General features: G+C 72.2%; 12 protein-coding genes. 2 read left to right on the plus strand and 10 right to left on the minus strand.

Features of this window, described 5'->3' with window-relative positions; all coding sequences use genetic code 11:
• Nucleotides 1-114 precede the first annotated feature (114 nt).
• Nucleotides 115-666 carry a Repetin gene (locus AV521_RS28985; protein WP_076092291.1) on the plus strand — a complete coding sequence of 184 codons (552 nt, stop codon included), beginning with the start codon at nt 115-117 and terminating at the stop codon, nt 664-666.
• A 48-nt stretch (nt 667-714) separates the two neighbouring features.
• On the opposite strand, the gene AV521_RS28990 is transcribed toward AV521_RS28985, so the two are convergent.
• The 9 genes from AV521_RS28990 to AV521_RS29030 all read right to left on the minus strand — a co-directional run bounded on the left by AV521_RS28990 (nt 715) and on the right by AV521_RS29030 (nt 10,269).
• A complete protein-coding gene (locus AV521_RS28990; RefSeq protein WP_076092293.1) occupies nt 715-1,347 on the minus strand; it encodes a DUF4232 domain-containing protein in 633 nt (210 codons plus the stop codon).
• Between the two features lie 105 nt (nt 1,348-1,452).
• Nucleotides 1,453-1,833: a DUF742 domain-containing protein gene (locus AV521_RS28995; RefSeq protein ID WP_256725712.1), complete on the minus strand. Its 381-nt coding sequence runs from the start codon at nt 1,831-1,833 to the stop codon at nt 1,453-1,455.
• Between the two features lie 7 nt (nt 1,834-1,840).
• Nucleotides 1,841-2,278, minus strand: a complete 438-nt coding sequence (locus AV521_RS29000; RefSeq protein ID WP_256725713.1) for a roadblock/LC7 domain-containing protein — start codon at nt 2,276-2,278, stop codon at nt 1,841-1,843.
• Nucleotides 2,268-4,724: a nitrate- and nitrite sensing domain-containing protein gene (locus tag AV521_RS29005; protein ID WP_079249452.1), complete on the minus strand. Its 2,457-nt coding sequence runs from the start codon at nt 4,722-4,724 to the stop codon at nt 2,268-2,270. Before AV521_RS29005 ends, AV521_RS29000 begins: the two co-directional genes overlap by 11 nt.
• A gap of 125 nt (nt 4,725-4,849) precedes the next feature.
• Nucleotides 4,850-6,316 carry an HAD-IA family hydrolase gene (locus AV521_RS29010; RefSeq protein WP_076092420.1) on the minus strand — a complete coding sequence of 489 codons (1,467 nt, stop codon included), beginning with the start codon at nt 6,314-6,316 and terminating at the stop codon, nt 4,850-4,852.
• 14 nt (nt 6,317-6,330) lie between these two features.
• Nucleotides 6,331-7,401, minus strand: coding sequence for an ABC transporter ATP-binding protein (locus AV521_RS29015; RefSeq protein WP_371917075.1), 1,071 nt, complete (start codon nt 7,399-7,401; stop codon nt 6,331-6,333).
• A gap of 5 nt (nt 7,402-7,406) precedes the next feature.
• On the minus strand, nt 7,407-8,228 hold the full coding sequence (locus AV521_RS29020) for an ABC transporter permease (protein ID WP_076092297.1): 822 nt from the start codon (nt 8,226-8,228) through the stop codon (nt 7,407-7,409).
• Complete coding sequence (locus tag AV521_RS29025) at nt 8,213-9,112, minus strand: ABC transporter permease subunit (protein WP_076092300.1); 900 nt, start codon at nt 9,110-9,112, stop codon at nt 8,213-8,215. The genes AV521_RS29020 and AV521_RS29025 overlap by 16 nt, the downstream gene beginning before the upstream one ends.
• Nucleotides 9,109-10,269: an ABC transporter substrate-binding protein gene (locus tag AV521_RS29030; protein WP_076092302.1), complete on the minus strand. Its 1,161-nt coding sequence runs from the start codon at nt 10,267-10,269 to the stop codon at nt 9,109-9,111. The genes AV521_RS29025 and AV521_RS29030 overlap by 4 nt, the downstream gene beginning before the upstream one ends.
• Nucleotides 10,270-10,475: 206 nt before the next feature.
• On the opposite strand from AV521_RS29030, the gene AV521_RS29035 reads away from it, so the two are divergent.
• On the plus strand, nt 10,476-11,216 hold the full coding sequence (locus AV521_RS29035; protein WP_076092304.1) for a GntR family transcriptional regulator: 741 nt from the start codon (nt 10,476-10,478) through the stop codon (nt 11,214-11,216).
• A gap of 190 nt (nt 11,217-11,406) precedes the next feature.
• On the opposite strand, the gene AV521_RS29040 is transcribed toward AV521_RS29035, so the two are convergent.
• A complete protein-coding gene (locus AV521_RS29040; protein WP_076092306.1) occupies nt 11,407-11,859 on the minus strand; it encodes an Lrp/AsnC family transcriptional regulator in 453 nt (150 codons plus the stop codon).
• Nucleotides 11,860-11,872 lie beyond the last annotated feature (13 nt).

Consider the following 11,872-nt stretch of genomic DNA (forward strand, 5'->3'; position numbering starts at 1 on the left):
CCCCGCCGGATGGCGGAGGTGGGGTCCCGCCCCCGGAGCGATGTGCGGGCGGCCCGCTGCCGGGAGAGTGGTGATCGTTCAGTCTCACGCGTTTGACCTGCGGGAAGGACCGCCATGAAGCGTCGTACGAAGATCGCCGCCGTCACCCTCACCGTCGCCCTGCTGATCACCGCCGGTACGGCTGAGGCTGCGCTGGCCGCAAGCGGCGGGGCGCCCCGCCCCGAGCGTGAGGCCGCGGCGCTGACCGGTACGGCCAAGCTGTACCGCTCGGCCGGTGACGACATCACCTTCTCCTTCGACGCGCATCTGGCGAAGAAGGACACCATGGACCCGCGCAAGGCCACCGGCACCTTCGAGTTCAGCCACTACCTGCACGGTCGGGGGGCCTGGGCCAAGGCCAAGGTCGACTGCCTGGTCACCGGCGGTCCGGTCGCCGTCGTCTCCGGTGTGATCACCGCGTCCGACCTGCCGGGAGCCAAGGGCAAGCGGGTCGGTGTCACGGTCCACGACCTCGGCCGGAACGACCGGCTGGGCTACAGCTGGGCGGGGGTCGGCAGCCCCACGGACACGAAGGACCTGCCGCCGTGCGTGTCGTCGGCGCCCTTCGAGAAGGTGAAGCAGGGCACGGGTGACTTCAAGGTCGTGCCCTGGCAGCCCAAACTCTAGCTCTGGCTCTGGCTCTGGCTCTGGCTCTGGCTCTGGCTCTGCGGTCGGCTACTTGCCGGTGCCGACCGGATCGACGGTGATGGCGGAACCGCTGCCCTGCGAGACGGGCACGTTGATGCTGACGGGCAGCGTGTGGGAGCGGGTCTCGTCCGGCGGGGTGACGACGAGGCTGGTGAAGGTCTCGCCGGTGCCGCCGGAGTTGTTCGGCGGGTAGTGCAGGGTGAAGCGGGTGTCCGCGCCCGGCTTGACACTCACCGGCGCCGCGGCGAGCTTGCTGCGCTTCGCGCTGAGGCTGCCGTCCTTGCTCTTGAGGTCGACGCCGGGGAAGCCCTTCAGGGTGCAAGCCGTGGGGCCGGTGTTCCTCAGGTTCACGGTCAGTTCGCCCTCCGCCATCCCACCGGAGGTGCTGAAGGCGAGTTGGGCGGTCCTGCACGCGCCGGAACCGCCGCCGGCGCCCGTACCACCGCCGCTGGTGCCCGACTGGCCGGTGCCGGTGCCCTTGCCGGAGGACACACCGCTGCCGCCCGTGGTCGAGGAACCGGAGTCCTGGGAGGCGGTGCTCCGGCTCGGGGACGAGGAGCCGCTCGCGTCGGAGGAGCCCTTGTCACCGCTGTTGCAGGCGGTGAGCGAGAGACCGGCGATGGCGGCGACGGTGAGCAGCGAGAGCTTCTGGACGCGCATGGGTTCCCCTTCGGCAAGCACGGGTGACGTGGCGTTTCATGAGACCCGAAGGGCGGTTGACGCGTTCCGACCGACACCGCCCTCGTACATGGCCGTTACAAACACCTAGATCTCCCGCAGCCGCTCCACGATCTCCCGCAGCAGCCCCGGATCGGTGGCCGGGCCCCCGGCCGGGAGCTTGCGCGGCTCGTCGATACGGATCAGGCCCGCCTCGGCCAGGTCGCCGAGCAGGACCCGGAGGACGGTCAGGGGCAGGTCGGCGTCCGCGGCCAGTTCGACCACGGGGCGGGGGCCGCGCCGGATCACGTCGAGCAGGGCGGAGCGGGCGTGGTCGATGTCCGGCCCCTGTGCGTCGGCCTCCAGCGCGGTGACGCGGGACATCAGGTCGATGGCGTGCGCGCCCGGGGGCCGGGTGCGGCCCCGGGTCACCATGTAGGGGCGGACCATCGGCCCGGTCTCGTCCTCGTACCAGTGCTCGTCGCTCACCGCGGGATCATCTGGTCGTGCGGGCGGCCGCGTCCAGGTGGCGGCCGAGGCGGCGGACGAGCAGGGCCATCTCGTGGGCGAGTTGCCCGACGTCGGTGCCGGCCTCGCTGAGGACGGCGAGCCGGCTGCCGTGGCCGGCGGGGGTGATGAAGAGGTAGGCGTCGTCGAGCATCACCATGGTCTGCCGCACCTGACCGGCGTCGAACCGCTCACCCGCCGAGCGGGCCAGGCTGTGGAAGCCGGAGCAGACGGCGGCCAGATGCTCGATGTCCCGTCGGCGCATCCCGTCCGAGCTGCTGAGCGGGAGGCCGTCGGCGGTCAGCAGCACGGCCTGGCGGACATGGTCGGTACGCGCGACGAGGTCGTCCAGCAGCCAGTCGAACGCTCCGCCGAACGCTCCGCTGGGCTCGGCGGGCTGCTCGGGCCTCTGTTCGTCACCGGGCATCGTCGGTGTCCGTCCCTTCGTGGGCTTGGCTGGTCGCGGGTTCGGTGTCTGCGTCGGTGATCGGGGGGTCCGCCTGGTCGGGTGCGGGGGCGTGTTCGGGTGCGGGTGCGTGGGGGCTGGTCGGGCCGTTCCCCGCGCCTCTGGGGAACTGCGGTTTCCTCGGCGTCAAGGCACCGGGCCTCCGCGGAGCGGCCTCGGCCGTCGGCAGGCCCCTGCGGCCGCGGTCGAGGCCGCGCTGGAAGGCGCCGAAGATCGCCCGCATTTCCTCGGCGTCCACCTCCGGACCGGCCCCGCTCTCCCGAGGCGGCGGCTCGTCCCGCAGCTCCGGGACGAGAGAGGCCTGCCGGGTCCGGGTGGGCAGGGCGGGCGGGGGCGTCGGTGAGCCGGGTACGGCGCCCGGGCCGGGGATGGGCGAGGGCGCGGCCGATCGCTTCCTTGACGGCAACTCGTGTACGACGGCCCCCTGTTCACGCTGTCCGGGCACGGTCGGCTCAGGCACCAGCGGCACAGGCCCCGCGTGCTCGGGGCGCGCCGGTTCCACCTCCGCCAGTACCCCCTCCGGCAGCAGCACCACCGCCGTCGTACCGCCGTACGGCGAATCGCGCAGGGTGACCTCGATGCCGTGCCGGGCGGCGAGGCGGCCGACGACGTAGAGGCCGAGGCGGTCATGGCGGGTGGGGTCGAAGGCGTCGGGGTCGGTGAGGGTGTTGTGGGCGCGAGCGCGCGCGTCGGTGTCGAGGCCGAGCCCCCGGTCGTCGATCTCCAGCACGAACCCGCTGCCGACCCGCCCGGTGCGCAGGGTGACCTGGGTGTGCGGCGGCGAGAACACCGTGGCGTTCTCCAGGAGTTCCGCCATCAGATGGACGACGTCGGCGACGGCGTCGGCCGCGACACCGACCGCGGGCATCGGCGGCACCACCACGCGCGCGTAGTCCTCGATCTCGCTGACGGCCGAGGCGACCACGTCCGCGACCGGCACGGGCCGCCGCCAGCGCCGGCCGGGCGCCGCGCCGGAGAGGATGATCAGGCTCTCCGCGTGCCGACGCATGCGCGTGGTCAGGTGGTCGATGCGGAACAGCTCGCGCAGTACGTCGGGGTCGTCCGTGCGTCGTTCCAGGGTGTCGACCAGCTTCAACTGCCGGTGTACGAGAGCCTGGCTGCGGCGCGCGATGTTGAGCAGCACCGCGAACAGCCCCCGGCGCAGGCCGGCCTGCTTGACGGCGGCGTCGACGGCGGCGAGCCGCGCGGTGTTGAAGGACCGGCCGACCTGCCCGATCTCGTCGTCGCGTACCTCGTCGGCGGCCAGCGGCGGTGCTTCAGCCACCGCGTCCACCTCCTCGCCGGCGCTCAACCGTCGCATTACTTCGGGCAGTTGGTCCCTCGTCAGGACGTCGGCCGCGTCCCGCAGGGTCTCCAGGCGCCGTGAGATGCGCCGCGCCCCGCGCACCGCGAACCACAGCGACAGCCCGGCCGCGGCGAGACCCACCACACCGACGACGGCCGCCTTGGTCAGCTCCCGGTAGGCGAAGGCCCGGCCGCGGGCGGCGGAGTTCTCGGCGGACGTGGTGCACAGCTCGCGGTAGCGGACGACGGCCCGGTCGGTGGTGGACCGCCAGGTGTCCGCCGCGACCGCCTTCCCGGCACCGCCTGCCCCGCCCCGCAGCAGCGCGTCCTCGCCGTGCGCCAGCGAACCGTACAGGTCCCCGCGCTGGAAGTCCTCGAACAGCCCACGCGAGTCGGCGGGCAGGTCCGGCACATACGTCCGCTCGAACACCCGCCGGTCCTCGATGGTCGCGGTCAGGGTGTCGTACTGCCGGTCGGTCAGTGTGCCGGCCGCCCGCGCCCCGGCGACCAGCGCGTCCTCCCGCGACACGAACTCCCGCACCCGCACCAGCTCGATGACGACCTGTGCCTCACGGGCGAGCTGTCCGGCCTGGAGGGCGGTGAGCGTGGACTGCACGTCGAAGCCGGGCTCCACGAGGGCGCTGTAGTCCTCCACGGCCCGGTCCCAGGTGATGCGCCGGGACAGCACCCGGGCGCGCAGCCCGTCCAGCTGGCCGGTGGCTGTGACCATGGTGTCCAGCGACTGCCGCTGACGGTCCGTGAGCCGGCCGCGGTCGCCGTGCTGGACCGCCTGCCGCAGCGCGTCGACGGCCCGGTCGGTGCGGCGTTGCTGCCCGAGCAGATCGCTCGCGGTCGCCGTGTCGAGCGGGGCGCCCAGGTAGGCGGCGGACATCCGGCGCTCGATCTGGATCTGCCCGATCGCGGTGTCCACGGGGGTGCCGAAGTCCTCGTACACCCCCTGGACCCGGATCAGCGCGCGCAGTTCGCCGGTGACGGACCACATGGCGAAGCTCCACAGCCCCATCAGCGCGACGGCCGGGGCGAGCGCGAGCGCCACGATCCGCGCGCGGACGGTGGTGGGACGGCCGAGGGGCCAGCGCATGAAGTACCTACCGGTGTTACCAGTCAGTAGTGGGCGTGAGCGCGGCACAACCTACGGGATGGTCACCCCGGACCGCAATGGTGACCTGCGGTAACCCGGGGTCACCTCGAAGCCGGCCCACCCGGTCACCGCACGGGCAGCACAAAGGTCGTGACGACCGCCGCGTGGTCGGAGGGCCAGTCGTTGTCCGCCACGTCCGGCCACGGGCGCGGGGTGCCCGTGACGAGGGTTCGCGCATCCCGCACGGTCAGGCCCCGGTGCAGGACGTAGTCGATCCGGTCCTGCGGCTCGGGCCGCCCGCTGCCGTCCTCGTGCACCGGGTGGATCGGCGACCAGGTGTGGCCGGGCTCGGCGGCGGGGTCCGGGTGGGCCTCGCGGAACGAGTCGGCGAAGCCGGCGTCCTCGGCGGCCTTCGTCACCGGCCAGACCACATCCGGCCAGTCCAGGTGCGAGGGGCAGTTGAAGTCGCCGACGAGGACGACCGGCACGCCCGCGCCGCCGGCCTCGTCGATACGGCCCAGCGCCTCCCGCAGCTGCGCCAGCCGCAGCTCCTCGTGGGCGATCAGCTCCGCCGCTTCCAGCCCGTCGAAGACGGCTTCGTAGGGGCCGTACGGCGTGTAGTGCAGATGCGCGGTCCAAACGTCGACCTCGCGGCCGGGCGCCACGGCGATCCTGACGCCCGCGGCGCCGTAGAAGCCGACGTCCGGGTCGCCGAAGCGGGCGGTGATCGGGTGGCGGCTGATGACGCCGAGGTTCTCGCCTGCCCGGTGGTGGTACCAGCCGAGCGCCTCGGCCAGTTCCTGCGCGGCCGTGCCGCCCGTCTCCTGGAGTCCCACGACGTCGGCGCCGCTCTCCAGGACGGCCTTGAGCTGCTTGGCACGGTGGTCGTCGACCTCGCGGCCGCCCAGCCACAGGTTCCAGCTCATGACGCGGAGTTCGGGTGCCACCATCCGCCGCAGTTCCTGGACCGTGACGCCGGTGAGGCTGTCCCGCACGGTCCGGCCGGGCGCGGTGCCGATCGGCGCGAGGGACGGTACGGCGAGGACGGCGCAGCCGGCGGCCTCGGCGGAGGCGACGCCGGTCTCGGTGTCCTCGACGGCCACACAGGCGGCGGGGTCGACACCGAGGGCACGGCAGGCGGCCTGGTAGGGGTCGGGGGCCGGCTTGGTGCGGGCGGTGTCGTCGGCGGTGACGGAGGCCGCGAACCGGTCGGCGCCGAGGGCGTCGAGGACGACGTCGGCGACCGCGCGCGGGGACGCGGTGACGAGGGCGGCGGGGAGGCCGGCGGCGGCCAGCGCGTCCAGCAGGTCCAGCGCGCCGGGCCGGGGCACGATCCCGGTGCGGACGCGGTCGGCGAACTCGCGGTGCAGTTCGGCCGCGAGGTCCGCCTCGGGCCGGCTCGTCGCCGCGGCGAGCCAGGCGGCGGTGTGCTCGACCGGGCGGCCGAGCACGTCCCGCTGGTCGTCCTCGGTCAGCCGGCGTCCGGCGACCTGCTCGACCGCCTCCCACCACAGCCGCTCGGTGTCGACGAGCGTGCCGTCCATGTCGAACAGGACGGCCTGCAGCGGGCGTTCGGAGGTGTGGGGGGTCACGTTGTTGTCGTTCCTCACTTCTGGATACGTTCGGCCACCAGCACCGGCCGTTCCGGCAGCGACACGCTGACCGGGGCTCCGGCACCGAGCCCGGTGGCCTCGTGCGCGGGCAGGTCGGCCTTGGCCTCGGTGCCGTCGGCGAGCCGTACGGTGACCCGGACGACCGCGCCGAGGAAGGCGGTGGCGACGACGCGGGCGGCGCCCTGTTCGTCGGCGCTCACCCGGAGGGACTCCGGCCGCACCAGTACGTCCACCGGGCCTTCGGGCACCTCGCCGTCGGCGGGCAGCCGCTGCCCGAGCACCTGGACCGTGCCGTCGGTCAGCTCGCCCGGGATGCGGCTCATCGTGCCGACGAACTCGGCAACGAAGGCGGTCGCGGGACGGCCGTACAACTCGGCGGGTTCGGCGCACTGTTCGAGGCGGCCGGCGCGCATGACGGCGACCCGGTCGGCGACCGAGAGGGCCTCCTCCTGATCGTGCGTCACGAAGAGGGTGGTGATGCCGAGTTCCTGCTGGAGCCGGCGGATCTCCTCGCGCAGGGTGAGCCGCACCTTGGCGTCGAGCGCGGACAGCGGCTCGTCGAGGAGCAGCACGCGCGGACGCAGCGCGAGGGCGCGGGCCAGCGCGATGCGCTGCTGCTGGCCGCCGGAGAGCTGGTGCGGGTAGCGCTCCCCCTTGTCGGCGAGGCCGACCAGCTCCAGCAACTCGGCGGCGCGGGAGCGTCTTTCGGCCGTGCGGACGCCTCGCATACGCAGCCCGAAGGCGACGTTGTCGACGGCGTTCAGATGCGGGAAGAGGCTGTACGACTGGAAGACCATACCGGCGTCGCGGCGGTGGGCCGGCACGTGCGTGACGTCCTCGCCGTCGACCAGCACGGCGCCGGAGTCGGGGTGTTCGAACCCGGCGAGCATGCGCAGCGCCGTGGTCTTGCCGCAGCCGGACGGGCCGAGCAGGGCCAGGAACTCCCCCGGGCGGACGGTGAGGTCGAGTCCGTCGAGGGCGACGGTGGCCCCGAACTCGCGCCGGAGCCCGCGGAATTCGACGGTCGCGGCCTTTTCGAGTGTCTCGGTCAGGGTGGCGGTCATGGTGGTCATCCCCGGGAAGAAGCGGTTCGGTTGCGTCCGCCGCCGGCACCGGCGAGCGCGAGGAGCAGGGCCCAGGTGACGAGCAGGCTGAGCACGGACACGGCGACGGACATCTGGGCCTGTTCGCCGCCGACGTTGTAGATCCACACGGCGAAGGGCGCGTAGCCGAGCAGGTGGGAGACCGTGAACTCGCCGAGGACCAGGGCCAGTGTGAGGAACGACGCGTTCAGCAGGGCCCCGCGCAGATTGGGCAGGACGGCCCGGACGAGCGCCTGCGGCCAGGACGCGCCGCAGCTGCGGGCGGCCTCGACGAGGGTCCGTACGTCGATGGCCCGCAGGCCGGCGTCCAGGGCCCGGTAGACGAACGGCAGGGCCATCACGACGTACGCGAGGACCAGTACGACCGGGAAGTTCTGGTTCTGGATCACCACGAACGTCTCGAACAGCGGCGTCCGGGAGAGATGCTCCGGGCCCCACTTCAGCACGGTGGCGATACCGGCGACGAACGCGATCGGCGGCACCACCAGCGGCAGCGAGCACACCACCTCCACCACCGGGCGCAGCCGGGGCGCGCCGAGCCGGAGCGCGACCACTGCGGGCACCATCAGCAGCAGGACGGCCGCGATGGTGGCGACGGCCAGCTCCAGCGAGAGCAGCAGGCTGGAGAGGAAGCCGTCGGCGGAGAGGATCTTCGTGTAGGCGTCGAAGCTGACGCCCCGGCCGGGCACATCCACCGTGAAGATCACGGAGGCGGCGAGCGGCACCAGGAAGTACAGGGCGGCGAGGCCGAGGACGACCCACCGCCACGGGGTCAGGCGTCGAGCCATCGGGCACTCCGTCGCTGAAGGGGCAGGTACACGGCCATCACCAGGCCCGCCACCAGGACCATGTCGAGGCTGAGGGCGAGGGCGACGTTCTCCTGGCCGACCAGGACGTTGCCGGACAGGGCGTCGGCGATCTGCAGGGTGACCAGCGGGACCGCGCTGCCGACCATGGCGGCGGCGGTGGCGTAGGCGGCGAAGGCGCTGCCGAACAGGAGCACCAGACCGCCGAGCAGCGAGGGCGCGAGCACGGGCAGGGCCACGTGCCGCCAGTACTGCACACCGGTGGCGCCGTTGTTCAGCGCGGCCTCGCGCCACTGGGCGCGCAGGCCGTCCAGCGCGGGGGTGATGGTGAGGACCATGAGCGGGATGAGGAAGTACAGGTAGACGAGGACCAGGCCCCAGAAGCTGTAGAGGTCCCAGCCGCTGTCCTTCAGGCCCAGGTGGACGGTGAGGACGCCCGCGTTGCCGAGGGTGGCGACGAAGGCGAAGGCCAGCGGGACGCCGCCGAAGTTGGCGAGCACACCGGAGGCGGTCAGCACGGCCTCGCGCAGCCAGCGGGAGCGGGAGCTGACCACGGCCTGGGCGAGCGGCAGCCCGAGCAGGGCACCGAGCGCGGCGGAGAGCGCGGACAGCTTGACGCTGCCGAGCAGTGCCGTGAGGTACGGGCCCTGCAGCGAGGCCGTCATGTTGGCGCCGGTGTAGTGGGTGGCGCCCGTGTTCGCGTCGTCGGCCGAGAAGGCGCCGTTCACGATGGCCACGGCCGGCAGGCCGAAGGCGATGGCGACGAAGACCAGCAGCGGTACGACCGCCAGCCAGCCGGGGGCGCGGCGCCGCCGCTTCGCCGAAGCGACGGGCGCCACGTCCGCACGCGGGAGAGCGGCGGTCATCCGGAGACGGCCTTCTGCCAGCCCGTCGCGATAGCCGTCTTGGCCTTGCTCTGCTGGTCCTCGGTCGGGAAGGAGGGCGTGCCGGTGACCTTCGGGAGCTTGGCGGCGGCGGTCTTGTCGAGCGTGCCGGCCTTGTCCAGGGTGGCCATCAGGGCCGGGCGGGCGTAGCCCTTGAGCCACAGGTTCTGGCCCTCGGCGCTGTAGAGGTACTCCTGCCACAGGCGGGCGGCCGCCGGGTGCGGGGCGTCCTTGTTGATGGCCTGGGAGTAGTACTGGGCGTACTGGCCGTCGGTCGGGATGTTCACCTTCCAGTCCAGGCCCTTGGACTTGAACTCGTCGGCGTAGCCGGCGTTCAGGTAGTCCCAGTCGATGGAGATGGGCGTCTCGCCCTTCTCGACGGTGGCCGGGGTGGACTCGACGGGCGTGTAGTTGCCGCTCTTCTTCAGCTTGGCGAAGAAGTCCAGGCCGGGCTGGATGTTGTCGAAGGAGCCGCCGTTCGCGAGGGCCGCCGCGTAGACGCCGCCGAAGGCGGAGCCGGACTTGGTGGGGTTGCCGTTGAGGGCGACCTGGCCCTTGTACTCGGGCTTGAGCAGGTCCTTGAAGCTGGTCGGGCACTCCTTGACGCGCTTGTCGTCGCAGCCGATGGAGATGTAGCCGCCGTAGTCGTTGTACCAGCGGGCCTGCGGGTCCTTCTGGGCCTCGGGGATGTCGGAGTAGGAGGCGACCTTGTACGGCGCGAGCAGGCCCTGCTGAGCGGCGCTCAGCGCGAAGGAGGAGCCGAGGTCGAGGACGTCGGGGGTGCGGTCCTGGCCCTTGCGGGTGGTGACGGCGTTGATCTCGTCCTGGCTGGTGCCGTCGGGGCTCTCGTCCTCGATCTTGATGCCGTACTTCTTCTGGAAGCCGTCGATGATGGCACCGTAGTTGGCCCAGTCACGGGGCACCGCGATGATGTGCAGCGTGCCCTCCTTCTTGGCCGCCTTGACGAGGGCGTCCATGCCGCCGAAGTCGGCTGCGGAGGTGGCGGTGGCGGCGCTCTTGCCGTCCTTGGTCTTGGTGGACGCGTTGTCGGGGGCGGCGCCACAGGCGCTCAGCGCGAGCGCGGCGACGACGGCGAGGGAGCCGCCGAGCACGGCGTTTCTCGGCAGGGACACGATCACGGTCTCTCCAGGGGGACGCATGAAGGAGGGAGGGGGAACTTGTCTGAACAAGTTGGCCTCAGTACGCCGGTCACGGGTGTCCTGATCGTAAACAACGGCGAAACTCCAGACCCTGTTTCCCTGCACACTTCCGGCTGACACGGATCACCAAGGTGCGTCGATTAGGCTGGTCACGCTGTGCACAGTGACCCGAGCAGAGGGGAAGCATGACGGCGCGACACGAGGAGATCGCCGACGAACTGCGGCGGGCGATCGACCGCGAGGAGTACACGGTCGGCAGCCGCCTGCCCTCGGAGGCGGAACTCGCGACGCACTACGGCGTCTCACGCGGCACGGTCCGCCAGGCCGTGGCGACCCTGACGTCCGAGGGCCTGATCGGCTCCCGCCAGGGCGCCCGGCGTGTCGTGCTCGCCAGCCGGCGCAGCCAGAGCTTCGAGGAACTGCGCAGCTTCGCCCAGTGGGCCCGCGCGATGGGCCGCGAGGCCACGGGCCATGTGGTGACCCAGGAGTACCGCCCGGCCACCCACGAGGACGCCATCCGCCTCCAACTCCCGATCGGCACACAGGTGTTGCACGTGCTCCGGGTCCGCGGCCTGGACGGCGAGCCGGTGCTGCTGGAGCGCACGGTGTACGCCGACTGGATCTCCCCGGCGGTCGAGTCGATCGAGCCGGAGTGCCCCTCGGTCACCCAACGCCTCTACGACGACACGGGGTTGGTCTTCGCCTACGGAGAGCACATCATCGACGCGGTCGCCTGCGGCGCGCAGGACGCCGAGTTGCTGGGGGTTCGCCGGACGAGTCCGCTGCTGCGCGTCCGCCGGGTGACGACGACACGTGAAGGCCGACCGGTGGAGTGGTCCGACGACCGCTACCGCCCGGACGCGGTGAGCTTCAGCGTGCACAACTCGATAGGCAACAACGCGCTGGCGCGGAAGACGGCGGAATAGAACCCGGGGCGCATTGTCGTGTGCCGGGTGCGGGTGCGTTGTGGTTTCTCGCGCAGTTCCCCGCGCCCTCCAGGCATGCTCGACCGCAGCTTCCTCAGGGGCGCGGGGCTGTATCGATATGCGGCTCCGCCGCGGGGGCGCGATCAGCCACGGACCACCCGCACCCGGCGACGGCGCATGCGCCCGAGTCCTACCCCGGCGCCCCCGAGGAGAAGCGCCGCAGCAACGGCGACAGCACCAGCACCGACTTGGTGCGCTCGACGAACGGCTCCCCGGCGATACGCTCCAGCACCCGCTCGAAGTGACGCATGTCGGACGCGAAGACCTGCGCGATCGCGTCCGCGTCGCCGGTGACGGTCGACGCGGCCACGACTTCCTGATAGCGCTCCAGCCCCCGCTGGATGGTCTCCGGCGAGGTGTTGCGCCGGCAGTGGATCTCGATGTAGCCCTCGGTCTCCCAGCCGAGCGCCGCCGGGTCCACCCGGACGGTGAATCCGGTGATCGCTCCGGTGGCGCGCAGCCGGTCCACGCGCCGCTTCACGGCGGGCGCGGACAAACCGACCAGTTGCCCGATGTCCGCGTAGGAGCGGCGGGCGTCCTCGGCGAGGGCGTGCACGATGCGTTCGTCGAGCTCGTTCAGCACAGGGGGTGGTTCA

It is taken from the genome of Streptomyces sp. IMTB 2501 (assembly GCF_001953885.1).
Classification (GTDB): domain Bacteria; phylum Actinomycetota; class Actinomycetes; order Streptomycetales; family Streptomycetaceae; genus Streptomyces.

What these genes read in the sequence shown, in the direction of transcription:
- AV521_RS28985 (WP_076092291.1), top strand. Translation starts at nt 115, where the DNA reads ATGAAGCGTCGTACGAAGATCGCCGCCGTCACCCTCACCGTCGCCCTG.
- AV521_RS28990 (WP_076092293.1), bottom strand. Translation starts at nt 1,347, where the DNA reads ATGCGCGTCCAGAAGCTCTCGCTGCTCACCGTCGCCGCCATCGCCGGT.
- AV521_RS29000 (WP_256725713.1), bottom strand. Translation starts at nt 2,278, where the DNA reads ATGCCCGGTGACGAACAGAGGCCCGAGCAGCCCGCCGAGCCCAGCGGA.
- AV521_RS29005 (WP_079249452.1), bottom strand. Translation starts at nt 4,724, where the DNA reads ATGCGCTGGCCCCTCGGCCGTCCCACCACCGTCCGCGCGCGGATCGTG.
- AV521_RS29015 (WP_371917075.1), bottom strand. Translation starts at nt 7,401, where the DNA reads ATGACCGCCACCCTGACCGAGACACTCGAAAAGGCCGCGACCGTCGAA.
- AV521_RS29020 (WP_076092297.1), bottom strand. Translation starts at nt 8,228, where the DNA reads ATGGCTCGACGCCTGACCCCGTGGCGGTGGGTCGTCCTCGGCCTCGCC.
- AV521_RS29025 (WP_076092300.1), bottom strand. Translation starts at nt 9,112, where the DNA reads ATGACCGCCGCTCTCCCGCGTGCGGACGTGGCGCCCGTCGCTTCGGCG.
- AV521_RS29035 (WP_076092304.1), top strand. Translation starts at nt 10,476, where the DNA reads ATGACGGCGCGACACGAGGAGATCGCCGACGAACTGCGGCGGGCGATC.